This is a genomic window from Pseudomonas sp. 05N432 (assembly GCF_056396945.1).
Genome location: NZ_JBFTMM010000026.1, coordinates 41,273 through 60,090 on the forward strand (window position 1 = coordinate 41,273; position 18,818 = coordinate 60,090).

General features: G+C 60.1%; 15 protein-coding genes and 4 tRNA genes. 15 read left to right on the forward strand and 4 right to left on the reverse strand.

What is annotated here, in order from left to right; all coding sequences use genetic code 11:
* Window positions 1-88 precede the first annotated feature (88 nt).
* Window positions 89-1,639 (reverse strand): MDR family MFS transporter, encoded by a 1,551-nt coding sequence (locus tag AC1DHT_RS26970; protein WP_477749047.1) that lies wholly within the window; start codon window positions 1,637-1,639, stop codon window positions 89-91.
* Window positions 1,629-2,675: an HlyD family secretion protein gene (locus tag AC1DHT_RS26975; RefSeq protein WP_427544119.1), complete on the reverse strand. Its 1,047-nt coding sequence runs from the start codon at window positions 2,673-2,675 to the stop codon at window positions 1,629-1,631. Before AC1DHT_RS26975 ends, AC1DHT_RS26970 begins: the two co-directional genes overlap by 11 nt.
* A 231-nt stretch (window positions 2,676-2,906) precedes the next feature.
* Between AC1DHT_RS26975 and gltX the strand changes: the two genes are divergently transcribed.
* From gltX to AC1DHT_RS27025, 10 genes are all read left to right on the forward strand, one after another.
* Complete coding sequence (gene gltX, locus AC1DHT_RS26980) at window positions 2,907-4,388, forward strand: glutamate--tRNA ligase (protein ID WP_427544116.1); 1,482 nt, start codon at window positions 2,907-2,909, stop codon at window positions 4,386-4,388.
* Window positions 4,389-4,577: 189 nt separating this feature from the next.
* Window positions 4,578-4,653 (forward strand) — tRNA-Ala (locus AC1DHT_RS26985).
* Window positions 4,654-4,732: 79 nt separating this feature from the next.
* A tRNA-Glu gene (locus tag AC1DHT_RS26990) sits at window positions 4,733-4,808 on the forward strand.
* 53 nt (window positions 4,809-4,861) lie between these two features.
* A tRNA-Ala gene (locus AC1DHT_RS26995) sits at window positions 4,862-4,937 on the forward strand.
* Window positions 4,938-5,017: 80 nt separating this feature from the next.
* Window positions 5,018-5,093: transfer RNA gene (locus AC1DHT_RS27000), tRNA-Glu, on the forward strand.
* A gap of 181 nt (window positions 5,094-5,274) precedes the next feature.
* The gene (locus AC1DHT_RS27005; protein WP_427544113.1) at window positions 5,275-5,814 is read left to right on the forward strand and encodes a TetR/AcrR family transcriptional regulator; all 540 of its coding nucleotides are present in this window, start codon (window positions 5,275-5,277) and stop codon (window positions 5,812-5,814) included.
* A gap of 29 nt (window positions 5,815-5,843) precedes the next feature.
* Window positions 5,844-6,677, forward strand: a complete 834-nt coding sequence (locus tag AC1DHT_RS27010; protein WP_427544110.1) for an alpha/beta fold hydrolase — start codon at window positions 5,844-5,846, stop codon at window positions 6,675-6,677.
* Window positions 6,678-6,724: 47 nt separating this feature from the next.
* Complete coding sequence (locus tag AC1DHT_RS27015) at window positions 6,725-7,186, forward strand: acyl-CoA thioesterase (RefSeq protein ID WP_427544107.1); 462 nt, start codon at window positions 6,725-6,727, stop codon at window positions 7,184-7,186.
* A 129-nt stretch (window positions 7,187-7,315) separates the two neighbouring features.
* Complete coding sequence (locus AC1DHT_RS27020) at window positions 7,316-8,275, forward strand: tRNA dihydrouridine synthase (protein ID WP_427544104.1); 960 nt, start codon at window positions 7,316-7,318, stop codon at window positions 8,273-8,275.
* 132 nt (window positions 8,276-8,407) lie between these two features.
* A complete protein-coding gene (locus AC1DHT_RS27025; protein WP_427544101.1) occupies window positions 8,408-8,854 on the forward strand; it encodes an Hsp20 family protein in 447 nt (148 codons plus the stop codon).
* 47 nt (window positions 8,855-8,901) lie between these two features.
* On the opposite strand, the gene AC1DHT_RS27030 is transcribed toward AC1DHT_RS27025, so the two are convergent.
* Both AC1DHT_RS27030 and AC1DHT_RS27035 read right to left on the reverse strand, forming a co-directional pair.
* A complete protein-coding gene (locus AC1DHT_RS27030; protein ID WP_427544098.1) occupies window positions 8,902-12,192 on the reverse strand; it encodes a PAS domain S-box protein in 3,291 nt (1,096 codons plus the stop codon).
* Between the two features lie 69 nt (window positions 12,193-12,261).
* Window positions 12,262-13,152 carry a LysR family transcriptional regulator gene (locus AC1DHT_RS27035; protein WP_145022637.1) on the reverse strand — a complete coding sequence of 297 codons (891 nt, stop codon included), beginning with the start codon at window positions 13,150-13,152 and terminating at the stop codon, window positions 12,262-12,264.
* Between the two features lie 147 nt (window positions 13,153-13,299).
* On the opposite strand from AC1DHT_RS27035, the gene leuC reads away from it, so the two are divergent.
* The 5 genes from leuC to asd all read left to right on the forward strand — a co-directional run bounded on the left by leuC (window position 13,300) and on the right by asd (window position 18,616).
* Window positions 13,300-14,718 (forward strand): 3-isopropylmalate dehydratase large subunit, encoded by a 1,419-nt coding sequence (gene leuC, locus AC1DHT_RS27040; protein ID WP_477761543.1) that lies wholly within the window; start codon window positions 13,300-13,302, stop codon window positions 14,716-14,718.
* Between the two features lie 11 nt (window positions 14,719-14,729).
* Window positions 14,730-15,374, forward strand: a complete 645-nt coding sequence (gene leuD / locus AC1DHT_RS27045) for a 3-isopropylmalate dehydratase small subunit (RefSeq protein ID WP_054596619.1) — start codon at window positions 14,730-14,732, stop codon at window positions 15,372-15,374.
* Window positions 15,375-15,520: 146 nt separating this feature from the next.
* Window positions 15,521-16,288 (forward strand): class I SAM-dependent methyltransferase, encoded by a 768-nt coding sequence (locus AC1DHT_RS27050; RefSeq protein WP_427544092.1) that lies wholly within the window; start codon window positions 15,521-15,523, stop codon window positions 16,286-16,288.
* 65 nt (window positions 16,289-16,353) lie between these two features.
* Window positions 16,354-17,436 (forward strand): 3-isopropylmalate dehydrogenase, encoded by a 1,083-nt coding sequence (gene leuB, locus AC1DHT_RS27055; RefSeq protein WP_401119237.1) that lies wholly within the window; start codon window positions 16,354-16,356, stop codon window positions 17,434-17,436.
* Window positions 17,437-17,503: 67 nt separating this feature from the next.
* Window positions 17,504-18,616: an aspartate-semialdehyde dehydrogenase gene (asd, locus tag AC1DHT_RS27060; protein ID WP_054596622.1), complete on the forward strand. Its 1,113-nt coding sequence runs from the start codon at window positions 17,504-17,506 to the stop codon at window positions 18,614-18,616.
* Window positions 18,617-18,818 lie beyond the last annotated feature (202 nt).

Consider the following 18,818-nt stretch of genomic DNA (forward strand, 5'->3'; position numbering starts at 1 on the left):
AGGGCCTCATCGCGAGCAGGCTCGCTCCCACAAGGTTCGGTGTGACCCATGTGGGAGCGAGCCTGCTCGCGATAGGGGCGCCGCGGTCTCAATGCGCTTCGCCGGCCTTCAACCCGGGCGGCAACGCCTTGGTCAGCAGGATCGCCAGCATGCTCACCCCCAGCGCAATCCCGACAAAGTGAAACGCATCGTTGTAGGCCATGATCAAGGCCTGCTGATGGGTGATCTCACTGAGCTTGCCCAGCGCGGCCATTTCGCTGCCGAATCGATCGGTCATGCTCGCCATGCGCTCGGCCACCTGCGGGTTGGTCGGCACTATCGACTCGCGTAAATAATCGAAGTAGGTCTTGGTTCGCGCATCCAGCAGAGTGGCGAGCAGGGCGATGCCAATCGCGCCTCCAAGGTTGCGCAGGATGTTGAACAGGCTCGACGCGGAGCCTGCATCCTGCGGCAGGATGTAGGCGGTGGCGATCAGCGAAATGGTCACCATGATCAGCGGCTGGCCCAGCGCGCGGACGAGCTGGATCTGATTGAACTGTGGTCCGGCGAAGTCAGGGTTGAGTGAGCCTGAAAGAATACTCGCCAAGCCAAACAGGCCAAAGCCGAGCGTGCACAGCCACTTTGGTGAAACGAACTTCATCAGTTTCGGCACCAGCGGAATCAGGAACAGCTGCGGCACGCCCATCCACATGATCACTTCGCCGATCTGCAAGGCGTTGTAGCTCTGGATCTGCGCCAGGTACAGCGGCAGCAGATAAATCGAGCCGTACAGCCCCACGCCCATGCCCAGGCTGGAAATACTCGATAAGCCAAAGTTGCGGTTGCGCAAGATGCCCAGATTGATCAGCGGATTGGGCTTGGACACTTGCACGATCACAAAGGTGATCAGGCTCAACAGGGCGATGCAGCCCAGCGTCACGATCAGGCTCGACTCCAGCCAGTCCTTGCGATGACCTTCCTCGAGAAACACCTGCAAGCACCCGAGGCCAACGCCCAGCGTGAGAATGCCCATGTAGTCGGTGCTTTTGAGCAATTCCCAGTGGGCCGCTTTTTTCTCCAGGCCATACATGAGGCCGGCGATCATGATCAGCCCCGGCGGGATGTTGATGTAGAAGATGTACTTCCAGCCCCAGTTTTCCGTCAGCCAGCCGCCGAGGGTCGGGCCGATGGAGGGCGCGAAGGTCGCGGTCATGGCGAACATCGCCATGCCTTTGGCGCGATGGTGTTCGGGGAGTTTGATCAGCGTCAGGGTGAACGCCAGCGGGATCAGCGCGCCGCCGGTGAAGCCCTGAAAGGCGCGGAACACGATCATGCTCTCCAGGCTCCAGGCCATCGAGCAGAGCAGGGAGGCGGCCAGAAAGCCCAGCGAGACCCACACCGCCAGGCGTCGTGCCGAGAGCAGTTGCACCAGCCACGCGGTGAGCGGAATCATGATGATTTCCGCCACCAGGTACGAGGTGGAAATCCACGAGCCTTCTTCCAGGGTCGCTGACAGCGCGCCTTGAATGTCCTTGAGCGAGGCGTTGGTGATCTGGATGTCGAGCACCGCCATGAAGGCGCCGAGCATCACGCTCATCACCGCAATCCAGTCCCTCCGGGTCGGTTCGCCGACCGGGCGGATCAGTTGATCACCGGCCATCGCCAGGGTCTTTGATGTTGACTTTGACGGTGACCGACATGCCTGGGCGGATCTTGCCGTGCAGCGGATTGTCGGCGGCAAAGGTCAGTTTTACCGGAATCCGTTGCACGACTTTGGTGAAGTTGCCGGTGGCATTGTCCGGTGGCAGCAGGCTGAACTGCGCGCCCGAGGCGGCGAACAGGCTGTCGACCCGGGCTTCGATCGGTGTGTCGCTGTAGGCATCGAAGGTCAGTTCGGCTTTCTGGCCGGGCTGCATGTGACCAATCTGGGTTTCCTTGAAGTTGGCCTGAATCCAGATGTCCTGGTCCGGGACGATCGACAGCAGGTAAGCGCCCGCCTGGACGTATTGGCCATTGCGGGCGGCGCGCTGGCCGATCAGGCCGCTGATCGGTGCGTGGATTTCGCTGCGGGTCAGGTTCAGTCGGGCCTGCGCCAGATCGGCTTTGGCATTGGCGATCTGGGCGTCCAGGCGCTTGATCTCGGCTGTCAAGGCGTTGACCTGTTGACGCTGGCCCTGGGCGTCAGCCTGGGCCTTGGCGACTTGCGAGCGAGCGATGCGGTTGTCGGCGGAGAGGGTGGTCACCCGTTCTTCCGAGACATAACCCGGTTTGCGCAGGGTTTGCGCGCGGGACAAATCAATTTGCGAGCGGCCGAGAGTGGCCTGGCTGGCGGCGACCTGAGCTTCGCTGGCGGCGATCAGGCTGGCTTGTTGGGTCAGTTTGCTCTGGGCTTGCAGGCGCTCGGCTTCGCGGGTGGCGAGGGTCGCGTTGGCGCGGTCGACGGCGAGATGGAAGTCATCGCCTTCGAGTTTGATCAACAGTTGGCCTTTTTCGACGTGCTGGTTGTCCTGTACCAGCACTTCCTCGATGCGCGCGCCCAACTGGCTGGAGACACGGGTGATTTCACCCTGGACATAAGCGTTATCGGTGCTTTCGTAAAACCGTCCCTTGAAGAACCATTGAGCGAAGAAGCCCCCGGCAACCAGCAGGACGATCAGCAGGAAAGTGAACAGGCGACGCTTGAGTTGGGCAGGCATGAGCAGACTGTAGTCGAGAAAGTGTAAGGAGATTTATCAGTACTCGAATCTGTCATATAGCCGATAAGCGGTAAATGCCACTTATTGATAATCGGCCGTTGAGCGCTGCCAGAGCCTTTTGTAGCCCCAACGTTGGCTTAAATGCCCTGCTCACTGGAGCCGGGCGGGCAACGCCTGTTACCATTCGCCCTTTGTTTCATCTCCGCTTTTTATATTCTTTCGAGACATGCCATGACCACCGTCCGCACTCGCATCGCGCCATCGCCTACCGGCGATCCCCATGTCGGCACCGCTTACATCGCTTTGTTCAACTACTGCTTTGCCAAGCAGCATGGCGGTGAGTTCATCCTGCGGATTGAAGACACAGACCAATTGCGTTCGACCCGCGAGTCCGAACAGCAGATTTTCGATGCCTTGCGCTGGTTGGGCATCGACTGGAGTGAAGGCCCGGATGTCGGCGGCCCACACGGTCCGTATCGCCAGAGCGAACGTGGCGACATCTACCAGAAGTACTGCCAGCAACTGGTCGATCTGGGTCACGCGTTCCCGTGCTTCTGCACCGCTGAAGAACTGGACCAGATGCGCGCCGAGCAAATGGCCCGCGGCGAAACCCCGCGTTATGACGGCCGTGCGCTGTTGCTCTCCAAGGAAGAAGTGGCGCGCCGTCTGGCCGCTGGCGAGCCGCACGTCATCCGCATGAAGGTCCCGACCGAAGGCGTCTGCGTGGTGCCGGACATGTTGCGTGGCGACGTCGAGATCCCGTGGGATCGCATGGACATGCAAGTGTTGATGAAGACCGACGGCCTGCCGACCTACTTCCTCGCCAACGTGGTCGACGACCACCTGATGGGCATCACCCACGTATTGCGCGGCGAAGAATGGCTGCCATCGGCGCCGAAGCTGATCCTGCTTTACGAGTACTTCGGCTGGGAGCAACCAGAGCTGTGCTACATGCCGTTGCTGCGTAACCCGGACAAGAGCAAGCTGTCCAAGCGCAAGAACCCGACCTCGGTGACGTTCTACGAGCGCATGGGCTTCATGCCGGAAGCGATGCTCAACTACCTCGGTCGCATGGGGTGGTCGATGCCGGACGAGCGCGAGAAGTTCTCGCTGCAGGAAATGGTCGACAACTTCGACCTGAAACGCGTTTCCCTTGGCGGGCCAATTTTCGACATCGAGAAGCTGTCGTGGCTCAACGGCCAATGGCTGCGTGATCTGCCGGTGGAAGAGTTCGCCAGCCGCGTGCAGGCCTGGGCGCTGAACCCTGAATACATGATGAAGATCGCGCCGCACGTGCAGGGTCGGGTTGAAACCTTCAGCCAGATCGCACCGTTGGCCGGATTCTTCTTCGCTGGCGGCGTGACCCCGGATGCCAAGCTGTTCGAATCCAAGAAGCTCTCGGGCGATCAGGTTCGCCAGTTGATGCAGTTGATCCTGTGGAAGCTCGAAAGCCTGCGTCAGTGGGAAAAGGACAGCATCACGGCGACCATTCAGGCGGTGGTCGAATCCCTGGAGCTGAAGCTGCGTGATGCCATGCCGCTGATGTTCGCGGCCATCACTGGCCAGGCCAGCTCGGTGTCGGTGCTGGATGCGATGGAAATCCTTGGGCCGGACCTGACGCGTTTCCGTCTGCGCCAGGCGATCGACTTGCTCGGTGGCGTGTCGAAGAAAGAAAACAAAGAGTGGGAAAAGCTCCTGGGCGCTATCGCCTGAGGTGTTTGACCCCGTGCAGGAGTCGCCGGAGGCTGCGATCTTTTGATCTTGCTCTTCGGCGTCACCCCCATTTTTCGGGGGGAGGGCGGTAAGTGATTGTTATGGCGGCAAAAAATTTTGAAAATTGTTAAAAATAAGTTTGACAGCTTTCCGATCCGCCATTAAGATTCGCCCCGTCCTCAGCGATGAGGGGCTATAGCTCAGCTGGGAGAGCGCTTGCATGGCATGCAAGAGGTCGACGGTTCGATCCCGTCTAGCTCCACCAATTTACACTTCAAGGCCTGGCCACACCGGCCTTGAAGCGATCAACACTCAGCGTTGGTCAGTTGTATAGAAGGGTTTGCGTCCCCTTCGTCTAGTGGCCTAGGACACCGCCCTTTCACGGCGGTAACAGGGGTTCGAGTCCCCTAGGGGACGCCAGTTTTACAGAAGTGATGTTGCAAGACATCGCTCCGCCGCGAGGCGAAAAATCCGGGGCTATAGCTCAGCTGGGAGAGCGCTTGCATGGCATGCAAGAGGTCAACGGTTCGATCCCGTTTAGCTCCACCAATTTTACAGTTCAAGGTCTGGCCACACCGGCCTTGAATCGATCAGTACTCAGCACTGATCAGTTGTATAGAAGGGTTTGCGTCCCCTTCGTCTAGTGGCCTAGGACACCGCCCTTTCACGGCGGTAACAGGGGTTCGAGTCCCCTAGGGGACGCCACGATTACCCGCTCTGCGGGATTTATAAGGGTCATTCAATTGTTGAATGGCCCTTTTGTTTGTCTGGCGTTTGGCCAATCCCTCATTCTCCTCACACTGTTCTTCTGACCAATGGTCATATCAGCGACTTGCGAATAATTATTATGAGAATAATATTCTATTCGTAATATTCGGAGGCAACGATGAACGATAAAAAAGCTCAAACCCGTGAACGCATTCTCCAGGCCGCCAGCTCTGCGCTGGTCCAGCGCGGCCCGGCAGAGCCTAGTGTGGGTGAAGTGATGGGCGCTGCCGGCCTTACCGTCGGCGGCTTCTACGCCCACTTCGAAAGCAAGGACGCGATGATGCTGGAGGCCTTCACGCAATTGCTCGGCCAGCGTCGGGCGCTGATCGCCGAAATGGACCCCTCGCTGACCGGCGAAGAACGCCGGGCGCTGGTCGCTGCGTTTTACCTGTCGCGCAAACACCGAGACTCCACCGATCACGCCTGCCCGATTCCGGCATCGATAGGCGAGCTGGGGCGTCTGCCGGACGATTTTCGTCTGGCCTTGAATGAACACATCGAGCTGATGGTCGCGCAGTTGGCCGCCAGCCCGGAAGACACCGACAAGGCGTTGGCTGACTTGGCGCTGATGGTCGGTGGTTTGGCCCTGGCACGGGCACTGGGTGCCGGTGAGTTGTCCGATCGATTGCTGCGTGCCGCCAAGTCGGCGGTGCTATGACCTGAAGCACAAGCCTTTGGAGATGAGCGATGAGCACGTTAAGTTGGGTTCGTGGCGTTAACGGCACCTTGGGCTGGGTTGCACCGCAATGGGTGGCGAGCAAGATGCGTTCGGTGTTCATGACGCCGCGCGAGCTGCCTTTGCGTGATTGGGAAATGCCGCTGCTGGCGAAGTCCGAGCGGATCACCCTGCGCTTCGGTCTTTCAGCGTTGCGCTGGGGCCAGGGCCCGACAGTGCTGCTGATGCACGGCTGGGAAGGTCGGCCGACACAATTCGCCAGCCTGATCACGGCGCTGGTAGACGCCGGCTACACCGTGGTCGCGCTGGATGGTCCGGCTCACGGTCGCTCGCCTGGCCGCGAGGCCAATGTGGTGCTTTTTGCTCGGGCGATGCTCGAAGCAGCGGCAGAACTGCCGCCCTTGCAAGCGGTCATCGGCCACTCCATGGGCGGCGCCAGTGCGATGCTTGCCGTTCAATTGGGTTTGCGCACAGAAACATTGGTCAGTATCGCCGCACCGGCACGGATTCTCGCCGTGTTGCGCGGTTTTGCCCGCCATGTTCGCATGCCGCCCAAGGCGCGTTCGGCGTTTATCCGCAAAGTCGAACGGGATGTGGGTATCCAGGCCTCACGACTCGACGTCACCCACTATCAACTGGATATGCCAGGGCTGATCGTGCACGCCGAAGACGACGTCTTTGTCTCGGTCAATGAGTCGCAATTGATTCACGACGCCTGGTTCGACAGCCGGCTGTTGCGCCTGGAGGAGGGCGGTCATCAGCGGGTGCTGGCGGATCCGCGAGTGATCGAAGGCGTGCTCTCGTTGCTGTCCGGTCGGAGCTTGCAGGCGCGCCAATCGGCCTGATCATCCGTTACACTGCCCCGGTCGAATAATCTGACCGGGAGTGGGGCATGGGCTGGGATCGGGCAACGCCGTTTATCATTGATCTGCAGGTGGCTGCCGAGGACATCGATGGGTTGGGGCACGCCAATAATGCGGTGTACGTCACCTGGCTCGAGCGCTGCGCCTGGCGCCACTCGCAGCGCCTAGGGCTGGACCTGACCGAATATCGGCGATTGGACCGGGCGATGGCTGTGGTGCGCCACGAGATCGATTACCTGGCAGCCGCCTATGAAGGTGACGAGTTGCAGTTGGCGACCTGGATCGTCGACTGGGATCAGCGCCTGAAGATGACCCGGCACTTCCAGCTGAAACGCCCGAGCGACAACGCCACACTGCTGCGGGCACAAACCACGTTTGTCTGCATCGAGCTGTCCAGCGGCAAGCCGAGGCGCATGCCAGCGGAATTCATCGAAGGCTACGGCCCGGCGTTGATCCAATGTGGGAGCGAGCCTGCTCGCGATGAACGATAACGCGGTGTACTTGATAAACCGCGCCGCCTGAATCGCGAGCAGGCTCGCTCCCACAAGGGATCAGCGATGTCCTGCGAATTCCTCGCGTAATCCAGTAAACTGCCGCACGTTTTTCGTTGAGTGTTTTCCATGCAAATTGCTTTGGCGCCCATGGAGGGGTTGGTCGACAACATCCTGCGGGACGTGTTGACCCGTGTTGGCGGTATCGATTGGTGCGTGACCGAGTTCATTCGGATCAACGATCAACTGCTCACGCCTGCCTATTTCCACAAATTCGGCCCTGAACTGCTGAACGGCGCCAAGACCGCTTCAGGCGTGCCGTTGCGCGTGCAATTGCTCGGTTCCGATCCGGTGTGCCTGGCAGAAAACGCGGCGCTGGCCTGTGAGCTGGGCTCGGAGGTGATCGATCTGAACTTCGGTTGCCCGGCGAAGACCGTGAACAAGTCGCGTGGCGGTGCGGTACTGCTCAAGGAGCCGGAACTGCTCAACGAAATCGTCGAACATGTGCGCCGTGCAGTGCCGGCGCATATCCCGGTGACGGCCAAGATGCGTTTGGGTTTTGACAGCCCCGACGGCGCTCTGGTCTGTGCCACCGCGTTGGCAGAGGGCGGTGCTGCGCACATCGTCGTGCACGCACGGACCAAGACGGACGGCTACAAACCGCCAGCGCATTGGGAATGGATCCCGCGGGTGCAGGAAGTAGTCAAGGTGCCGGTGTTCGCCAACGGCGATATCTGGAGCGTTGAAGACTGGCGCCGTTGCCGCGAAATCAGCGGCGTGGAAGACATCATGCTGGGTCGTGGCCTGGTGTCACGCCCCGACCTGGCGCGGCAAATCGCTGCTGCACGGGCCGGCGAAGAGGTGGTCGAGATGACCTGGGCCGAGCTGCTGCCGCTGATTCAGGACTTCTGGCTGCAAGCCAAGGCGCAAATGACACCGCGCCAGTCGCCGGGTCGCTTGAAGCAGTGGCTGGCGATGCTGACCCGCAATTATCCCGAAGCGGTGGAGCTGTTCACGGTCCTGCGCCGTGAAACCGAACTGGATCAGGTCTCGCGCTTACTAGGTCTGCAGGCGTGCGAAGCAGCCTGAAACCGTTGTTGAAAAAAACACAAAATAATCTCTTGAAATGCAATCGGCGGTCCTTATCTAAGGATTACGCGATGCCGAATTCGGGTCGCGGAGACAAAAAAACTTGCTGATTGTTTTCAGGAGATTTGAATCATGAGTACTGCATTTTCCATGGCGCCACTGTTCCGTTCCTCGGTGGGCTTCGATCGTTTCAACGATCTGTTCGAGTCGGCGCTGCGCAATGAGCCAGGCAGCACCTATCCACCGTACAACGTCGAAAAACATGGCGACGACGAATACCGCATCGTCATCGCGGCGGCTGGTTTCCAGGAAGAAGACCTGGAGCTGCAAGTAGAAAAAGGTGTGTTGACCATCAGTGGCGGCAAGCGTGACACCAATGAAGACGTCACCTACCTGTACCAGGGCATCGCGCAACGCGCCTTCAAGCTGTCCTTCCGGCTGGCGGACCACATTGAAATCAAGGCCGCAGAGCTTCGCAACGGTCTGTTGAGCATCGACCTGCTGCGCGTCATACCGGAAGAAGCGAAAGCCAAACGTATCCCGATCAACGGGACGCAAAAACCAGCGTTGCAGCACTGAGTCATCGCGATGAGAAAGGGCGCCACCGGCGCCCTTTTTTGTGTCCGTCATTTGAGCAGTTTCAGGAAGCCCTCCAGCGGCAGCGGCTGGCTGTGCAAGTAGCCTTGATACAAGTGGCAGCCCAGCCCTTGCAGGAAATCGAGCTGTTCGGTGGTTTCGACCCCTTCGGCAATTACCGTCAATTCCAGGCTGCGGGCCATGGCCACGATCGCGCGGATGATTTCCGCGTCGTTCGGATCGCTGGTCGCATCGCGGATGAACGACTGGTCGATCTTCAAGGTGTCCACCGGCAGGCGCTTGAGGTACGTGAGCGAGGAGTAGCCGGTGCCAAAGTCGTCCATGGCGAAGCTGACGCCAAGTTTCTTCAGGCGACGCATCTTGCTGATGGTGTCGTCCAGGTTCTGGATCACGATGCCTTCGGTGACCTCCAGTTTGAGCAGCGAATACGGCAGTCCGTGGCTGCTCAGGGTTTGTTCAATCCGTTCGACAAAGTCGTTCTGGCGAAATTGCCGTGGGCTGATGTTCACGCAAAGGCTGAAGTTCAGCGGATCGATCAGGCCTCTATCGATCAATTGCCTGAAGGCCTGGCAGGTCTCATCGAGGATCCAGGTGCCGACCTCCAGGATCAGCCCGCTGTCTTCCAGTACCTTGATGAATTCGCTGGGCGATTGCTCCCCCAGTCGCGGGTGGCGCCAGCGCACCAAGGCTTCGGCACCGATAATGCGACCGTCCAGGGCGTCCACCTGAGGCTGGTATTGCACGCTGAACTCACCACGCGAAAGGGCCAGGCGCAGGTCGGTTTCCATCCGCAGGCGTTCACTGGCGGCTTTTTGCATGGTGTTGTGGAACATCTGCGTGGCATTGCGTCCCGAATCCTTGGCTCGGTACAGGGCAATGTCGGCACGCTTGAGCAGGTCCGTCGGGGTTGAGCCGTGATCGGGGATCAAGGCCACGCCGATGCTCGGGGTGACTTGCAGGCGCTGACCGTCGAGGAACATCGGCTCGGACAGCAACTCGCGAATCGTGTCAGCCAGTTGGCGAACCTGTTCGCTGACCTCGTTGCGTGTACCTTCCAGACCGCTCAACAGCACCACAAACTCATCGCCGCCCAGTCGCGCCACAGTGTCTTCCATGCGCACGCTGGCTTCGAGGCGCGCAGTGATGATTTTCAGCACGGTGTCGCCCACCGGGTGCCCGAGCGAGTCGTTGATGTGCTTGAAATGGTCGAGATCGAGGAACAGCAAGGCGCCGCGCAGGTTGTGGCGTTTCAGCAGGGCGATCTGCTGGCTCAGGCGATCCATCAGCAGGGCGCGGTTGGGCAGATTGGTCAGTGGGTCGTGGTAGGCGAGGTGACGGATCTGCGCTTCGGCGTTTTTCAGCAGGCTGACGTCCCGGGCGGTCATCAGCAGGCAGGCGGTTTCGTTGAGAGTGATGGGTTCGATCGAGACCTCGACGGTGAGAATTTCGCCGCGTTTGTTGCGACCAAGCATTTCCTGGTGATGCACCCGGCCTTTGGCTTTCAACTCGGCCAGCAGGGTTGAGCGTTGTTTTTCTTCGGCCCAGATGCCGACCTGATAAACGGTTTTACCTACTACTTCGTCGGCGCGATAGCCGGTCAAGCGGCAGAAGCCGTCGTTGACCTCCAGGTAGCGTCCGCTGTCGCGCTCGGTGATAGTGATGGCGTCGGGGCTGGAGTGAAACGCCTTGGCGAATTTCTCTTCACTGGCCTTCAGTGCAGCCTCGGAGCGCTGTTGCTGGGTGATGTCACGCAAGGTGGTCACGATGCATGGCTCGTTGCCGACGCTGATCTGACGGCTGGAAATCACGCAGGTCAAGGGTTGCCCGTCCTTGTGGTGAACGATGATTGCGACGTTGTTGAGCGCCTGTTCGCGAATCACCTGCTCGATGCGTTGCTGGCGCTTCACCGAAGCGTCCCAGAGGCCAATCTCGTCGGCACTGCGGTCGATGACGTCGGTGGTGGTCCAGCCGAAGGTCTGAGTGAAGGCGGGGTTGATCTCGATGAACTGGCCGGTGTCCTGGCGCGTCACGCAGATCGGGTCCGGGCTGACCTGGAACAGGCTGGCGAATTTTTCTTCGGAGGTGATCAGGCGCTGCTCGCGCTCCACCTGGTCGGTGATGTCGAGCAACGTACCGGCCATGCGCAGGGGCGCGCCGGACTCATCGCGATAGAGCCGTGCACGGCTTTCCAGGTAGCGCGAACTGCCGTCGGGCAATTGCACGCGGTAGGTCAGTTGATAATTGCCGGCAGGGCCTTCGCGCAAGCTGCGATAGGCGTCGCGCATGCTGTCGCGCTCGTCGTCCGGCACGCCTTCGAAAAACGCATCGAAGGGCTCGTGGAAGGGCACCGGGTCAAGGCCGTGCAACTGCGCGGCGCGGGCCGAGCCATAGAGCATGCCGCTGGGGATGTGCCAGTCCCAGGTGCCGAGTTGCGCCGAGTCGAGGGCCAGGTCCAGGCGCTCCTGACTGTCTTTGAGCGCTTGCTCGGCGAGTTTGCGTTCGCTGGTGTCGAGGAAAGTGCTGAGCAGGTAGGGCTGGCCTTCGAGTTCAACCTTTTGCGCGCTGAGAATGCCATCGTGGACCTGGCCGTTGCTGGCGCGAAACTGCACCTCCATGCTGACCAGTTCACCCTTGGCCTTGGTTGCCTTGACCAGTTTGGCGCGTTGTTGCGGGTCTACCCAAAGGCCCAGTTCCAGCGTCGTGCGGCCGATCACGCTGTGCACGGGCCAGCCAAACAGGCTTTCGAAGTATTGATTGGCTTCGCTGATCAGGCCGTCTTCCTGACGGGTCAGCAACACCATGTTCGGGCTCAGGTGAAATAGTGTTGCGAAACGTTTCTCCGAGCTGCTCAGGGCCTGTTCACGCTGGCGTTGATGGGTGATCTCGCGGATCACCCCGATCATCCGTGGCCGGCCTTGTTTATCCGGTATCAGGCTGCCGTTGATCTCCAGCCAGTGCAGGCTGCCGTCGGGCCAGCGGACCCGGTGATGCATCGCTTGTTCCAGCGGTGCGCCGGCCACTACGGCGTTAAAGGCTCGCAGGGTTTTGGCTCGATCCTCCACCGGCAACAGATCCAGGTATTCCATGTCGGCCGGCAGTGGTTTTTTGGGGTCAAACCCGAACAGGGCTTGAGTCCCCCGCGACCAGCTGATCAGTCCGCGTTCAATGTCCCAGTACCAGGCGCCCAAACGTGCACCGTTCAAGGCGGCGAGCAGTTGTGGTGCGCTCTCCCAAATCTGCTCCGAGGTCCGCGGGTCGAGCGCCTGAATGCGCGGCATTGGGGGCGTGCGTGAGCGAGTGCGGTCAGCAGATTTGGGCATGGGTAACAAGCCTTGGGCTGAATTGGGTGTTTGGCGCTGGGATTTTCGACCTTAAAGGATTAGCACAACTTAGCCGTGAGTCCGTGGCAAATCGATTTGTGCGTCCAACAAGGCCATGAAAGCCCGTGCAGCATTCGACAGCGTCCGTTCGGTGTGCACGATATAGCCTAGCTGGCGAGTGAGTTGTATGCCCGGTAAAGGAATGCGTGCCACTTGATCGTCGAGCATGGTGCGCGGCAATACGCTCCAGGCCAGGCCAATGGAAACCATCATCTTGATAGTTTCCAGATAGTTAGTGCTCATCGCGATGTTCGGTGTCAGCCCCTGGGCTTCGAAAAGTCGTTGCACGATGTGGTGGGTAAAGGTGTTGCCGCCGGGAAAAACCGCCGGATGGCGGGCGATATCGGCCAGGCTGACTGCGCCGTTGCTGATCAGCGAGTGTTCGGGGGCCGCCACGAAGTCCAGCGGGTCGTCCCATACCGGCGTGGCTTTCACCAGCGTGTGCGGCTCGGGTGCCAGGGTAATCACTGCCAGTTCGGCGCGGCCGTGAAGAATTTCCTCGTAGGCGACTTCCGAATCGAGGAACTGAATATCCAGCGCGACCTCGGGATAGCGTCGGGTGAACGCCCGCAGCAAGGGCGGCAGGCGGTGCAGGCCAATGTGATGACTGGTCGCCAGTGTCAGGCGGCCAGTCACTTCGCCGGTCAGGTTGGTCAACGCCCGGCGCGTGTCATCCAGCACATTCAGAATCTGATAAGCGCGCGGCAACAGGGCGCGTCCAGCCTCGGTCAGGCTGACTTCCCGGCCCAGTCGATCGAACAGCCGCACATTGAGCTGCTGCTCCAGCCCGGCGATGCGTTTACTGATGGCTGGCTGGGTCAGGTGCAGCCGTTCGCCCGCGCCGGAAAAGCTGCCGGTCTCGGCGATGGCTATAAAAGCATTGAGGTTGGCCAGGTCCATGGTTGTATTCCAGTTGGTTATCCAAAGCATAAAAAATATGAATTTGAGTTATTTAATGTAACCCCATAGGATCGACCTCACAAGCCAAGGGGTTATTGAATTGCTTCAAGCCCGGGGCATAGAAACAAGCTGATGAGGAAACGTCTGATGGCCGGCAAAACGCTCTACGACAAGCTCTGGGATTCGCATTTGGTCAAGCAGCGCGACGATGGTTCGGCGCTGATCTACATCGATCGTCACATCATTCACGAAGTGACCTCGCCGCAAGCCTTCGAAGGGCTGCGTCTGGCCGGGCGCAAGCCGTGGCGCATCGATGCCAACATCGCGACCCCGGACCACAACGTACCGACGACTCCTGAGCGCAAGGGCGGCATTGCTGCCATCGCTGACGAAGTCTCGCGTTTGCAGGTTCAGACCCTCGATGACAACTGTGACGAATATGGCATCGTCGAATTCAAGATGAACGACGTGCGTCAAGGCATCGTCCACGTCATCGGCCCGGAGCAGGGCGCAACCTTGCCGGGCATGACCGTGGTCTGCGGTGACTCCCATACCTCGACCCACGGCGCTTTCGGCGCGTTGGCTCACGGTATTGGCACTTCCGAGGTCGAGCACGTGCTCGCCACCCAGTGCCTGGTCGCCAAGAAAATGAAGAACATGCTGGTCCGCGTTGAAGGCAAATTGCCGTTCGGCGTGACTGCCAAGGACATTGTCCTGGCTGTTATCGGCAAGATCGGCACCGCCGGCGGTAACGGCCACGCGATCGAATTCGCCGGTAGCGCAATTCGCGAGTTGTCGGTCGAAGGCCGCATGACCATCTGCAACATGTCCATCGAGGCCGGTGCGCGAGTTGGTTTGGTTGCCGCTGACGAAAAGACCGTTGCCTACGTCAAGGGTCGTCCGTTCGCACCGAAAGGCGCTGAATGGGATATGGCTGTCGAAGCCTGGAAAGACCTGGTGTCCGATGCGGACGCGAAGTTCGACACCATCGTTGAGCTCGACGCTGCGCAGATCAAGCCGCAAGTCAGCTGGGGCACTTCCCCGGAAATGGTCCTCGCCGTCGATCAGAACGTGCCGGACCCGGCTAAAGAGATGGACCTGGTCAAGCGCGACTCCATCGTCCGCGCCTTGAAGTACATGGGTTTGACCGCCAATCAGGCGATCACCGACATTCAACTGGATCGCGTGTTCATTGGCTCCTGCACCAACTCGCGGATCGAAGATTTGCGCGCTGCGGCGGTGATCGCCAAGGGCCGCAAAGTGGCCTCGACCATCAAGCAAGCCATTGTGGTGCCGGGTTCGGGCCTGGTGAAGGCGCAAGCCGAAGCCGAGGGGCTGGACAAGATCTTCCTCGAGGCCGGTTTCGAATGGCGTGAGCCAGGTTGCTCGATGTGCCTGGCAATGAACCCGGACCGTTTGGAGTCTGRTGAGCATTGCGCATCGACCTCCAACCGTAACTTCGAAGGCCGTYAGGGCGCCGGTGGCCGTACGCACCTGGTGAGCCCGGCAATGGCCGCCGCCGCCGCTGTCAACGGCCGTTTCGTCGACGTCCGTGAATTGATCTGAAGGAGCGCAGCATGAAAGCTTTTACCCAGCACACTGGTCTTGTCGCGCCTTTGGATCGTGCCAACGTCGACACCGACCAGATCATTCCCAAGCAGTTCTTGAAGTCGATCAAGCGCACCGGTTTCGGTCCGAACCTGTTCGATGAGTGGCGTTACCTGGATGTCGGGCAACCGTATCAGGACAACTCCAAGCGTCCGTTGAACAAGGACTTCGTGCTCAACGCCGAGCGTTATCAAGGTGCCAGCGTGTTGCTCGCCCGGGAAAACTTCGGCTGCGGTTCGAGCCGCGAGCACGCGCCATGGGCCCTGGAAGAGTACGGTTTCCGCAGCATCATCGCGCCGAGCTACGCCGACATCTTCTTCAACAACAGCTTCAAGAACGGCTTGCTGCCAATCATTCTGAGCGACGCTGAAGTCGACGAGTTGTTTGCGCAAGTGGAAGCCAACCCGGGCTACCAGTTGCAGATCGACTTGCAGGCCCAGACCGTGACCCGTCCTGACGGCAAGGTCCTGAGCTTCGAAATCGATGCTTTCCGCAAACACTGCCTGCTCAACGGCCTGGACGATATCGGCCTGACCTTGCAGGACGGCGATGCGATTGCTGCGTTCGAAGCCAGGCACCGCGCCAGCCAGCCGTGGTTGTTTCGCGACGCGTGATTTTGCGTAAGGCGTAACAAAGCCATCGCGAGCAGGCTCGCTCCCACACTGGATGTGCGGCGTTCACAAAACCCCTGTGGGAGCGAGCCTGCTCGCGATGAGGCCCCAATAAACACCCCAAGACTCACCCCCTTAAGGAAGTCACCATGACCAGCACCGCCCACCACAGCGACGTCGTACAAAAGCAATTCGGTGAACAGGCTGCCGCTTACCTGAGCAGCGCAGTACACGCCCAGGGCACCGAGTTTGCGTTGCTACAGGCCGAACTGGCAGGTCGCGGTGATGCACGAGTGCTGGACCTGGGTTGTGGCGCCGGTCATGTGAGTTTTCAGGTGGCTGCGCTGGTCAAGGAAGTGATCGCCTACGACCTGTCGCAGCAGATGCTCGACGTGGTGGCTGGCGCCGCGGTTGATCGTGGTCTGAACAATGTGACTACCGTGCTGGGTGCAGCGGAGCGCCTGCCGTTTGCCGAGGGTGAATTTGATTTCGTCTTCAGCCGTTATTCGGCGCACCATTGGAGCGACCTTGGCCTGGCCCTGCGCGAAGTGCGCCGGGTGCTCAAGCCGGGTGGGGTAGCAGTGTTCATTGATGTCTTGTCGCCGGGCAGTCCGTTGTTCGACACTTACCTGCAAAGTGTTGAGGTGCTGCGCGACACCAGCCACGTGCGCGATTATTCCGCCGGGGAGTGGTTGCGTCAGGTCAGCGAGGCGGGGTTGCATACCCGTAGCACCACGCGCCAGCGGCTGCGCCTGGAGTACAACTCCTGGGTCGAGCGCATGCGTACACCCCAAGCGTTGCGCGTAGCGATCCGCGAGTTGCAACAGGCGATGGGCAATGAAGTTCGCGAGTATTTCGAGATTGAAGCCGATGGTTCGTTCAGCACCGATGTGCTGGTGCTGATGGCTGAACGATAAGCGCCAAGCGCTGGAATTTTTCCGGGCGCGCCCATGAGCGCGCCGACTGATGACATGAGGAACGCATGAGCAAGCAGATTCTGATTCTCCCAGGTGACGGTATTGGCCCGGAAATCATGACCGAAGCGGTCAAGGTGCTGGAACTGGCCAACGACAAGTTCGCACTGGATTTCGAACTGAGCCACGACGTGATCGGCGGCGCCGCCATCGACAAGCACGGCGTGCCGTTGGCCGACGAAACCCTGGCCCGTGCGCGCGCTGCCGATGCGGTGCTGCTGGGGGCGGTGGGCGGTCCGAAATGGGACACCATCGAACGTGACATTCGTCCAGAGCGCGGCTTGTTGAAGATTCGTGCGCAACTGGGCCTGTTCGGCAACCTGCGCCCGGCGATCCTGTACCCGCAACTGGCTGAAGCGTCGAGCCTGAAAGCCGAAATCGTCGCAGGCCTGGACATTCTGATCGTCCGTGAACTGACCGGCGGTATCTACTTCGGCGCGCCACGTGGTGTGCGCGAGTTGGAGAATGGTGAGCGCCAGGCGTACGACACCCTGCCATACAGCGAAAGCGAGATCCGCCGTATCGCCCGCGTCGGTTTCGACATGGCGCGCGTACGCGGCAAGAAACTCTGCTCGGTCGACAAGGCCAACGTTCTGGCGTCCAGCCAGCTGTGGCGCGAAATCGTCGAGCAAGTGGCCAAGGACTACCCGGACGTCGAGCTGAGCCACATGTACGTCGACAACGCCGCCATGCAACTGGTGCGTGCACCGAAGCAGTTCGACGTGATCGTCACCGACAACCTGTTCGGCGATATCCTGTCCGACGAAGCTTCGATGCTCACCGGTTCCATCGGCATGTTGCCGTCGGCCTCGCTGGATGCCAACAATAAAGGCATGTACGAGCCGTGCCACGGTTCGGCGCCGGACATCGCAGGCAAAGGCATTGCCAACCCGTTGGCGACGATTCTGTCGGTGTCGATGATGCTGCGTTACAGCTTCAACCAGGTTGCGGCCGCGGACGCTATCGAAAAGGCCGTCAGCCTGGTGTTGGACCAAGGGCTGCGCACAGGGGACATCTGGTCGCCGGGTTGCGCGAAAGTAGGTACGCAGGAAATGGGCGACGCAGTAGTCGCAGCGCTGCGGAATCTGTAATCTCTCTGGCCCCGCTTGTCGCTGATGCCGGCAAGCGAGCCCACTTTTTGTAAAAGGTGTAGTTGCGATGAAACGTGTAGGTCTGATCGGTTGGCGCGGTATGGTCGGTTCCGTGCTCATGCAGCGGATGCTGGAAGAGCAGGATTTCGATCTTATTGAGCCGGTGTTTTTCACCACTTCCAATGTTGGTGGCCAAGGCCCGTCCGTGGGTAAGGATATTGCTCCGCTCAAGGACGCTTACAGCATTGAAGAGCTGAAAACCCTAGACGTGATTCTGACCTGCCAGGGTGGCGACTACACCAGCGAAGTCTTCCCGAAACTGCGCGAAGCCGGCTGGCAGGGTTACTGGATCGACGCCGCTTCCAGCCTGCGCATGCAGGATGACGCGGTGATCGTTCTGGACCCGGTGAACCGCAAGGTCATCGACCAGCAGCTCGACGCGGGCACCAAGAACTACATCGGCGGCAACTGCACCGTCAGCCTGATGCTGATGGGCCTGGGCGGTCTGTTCGAAGCCGGTCTGGTGGAGTGGATGAGCGCCATGACCTATCAGGCGGCCTCCGGTGGCGGCGCGCAGCACATGCGTGAGCTGATCAAGCAAATGGGTGTGACCCATGCCGCTGTTGCCGATCAACTGGCCGATCCGGCCAGCGCCATCCTCGACATCGACCGTCGTGTCGCCGAAGCCATGCGCAGCGACGCCTACCCGACCGAAAACTTCGGCGTGCCATTGGCCGGCAGCCTGATCCCGTGGATCGACAAAGAGCTGCCGAACGGTCAGAGCCGCGAAGAGTGGAAAGCCCAGGCCGAGACCAACAAGATCCTCGGTCGCTTCAAGAGCCCGATCCCGGTGGATGGCATCTGCGTGCGCATCGGCGCCATGCGCTGCCACAGCCAGGCGCTGACCATCAAGCTGAACAAAGATGTACCGATCGCCGATATCGAAGGGCTGATCAGCCAGCACAACCCATGGGTCAAGCTGGTGCCGAACCAGCGCGAAATCAGTATGCAGGAGCTGAGCCCGACCAAGGTCACCGGCACCCTGAACGTACCGGTTGGCCGTCTGCGCAAGCTGAACATGGGGTCGCAGTTCGTCGGTGCTTTCACCGTCGGCGACCAACTGCTGTGGGGCGCGGCCGAACCGCTGCGTCGCATGCTGCGGATTCTGCTGGAGCGTTGATCTGCTGATGCAATGAAAGAACCCGCGCCTTGAAAGGGGTGCGGGTTTTTTTATGGGTGCGCCAGGCATGGCGCGTTGCGCGCAAGCGCAACCAGTTTGGCTGTGGTGGCCACGCTGGTGACTTGGAGGTGAAAGTCCTCTACACACCCGGCAAGGGGAAGTGTTAGCCAGAGGCAAGGGTGTTGCGGGCGACTGCGAATCT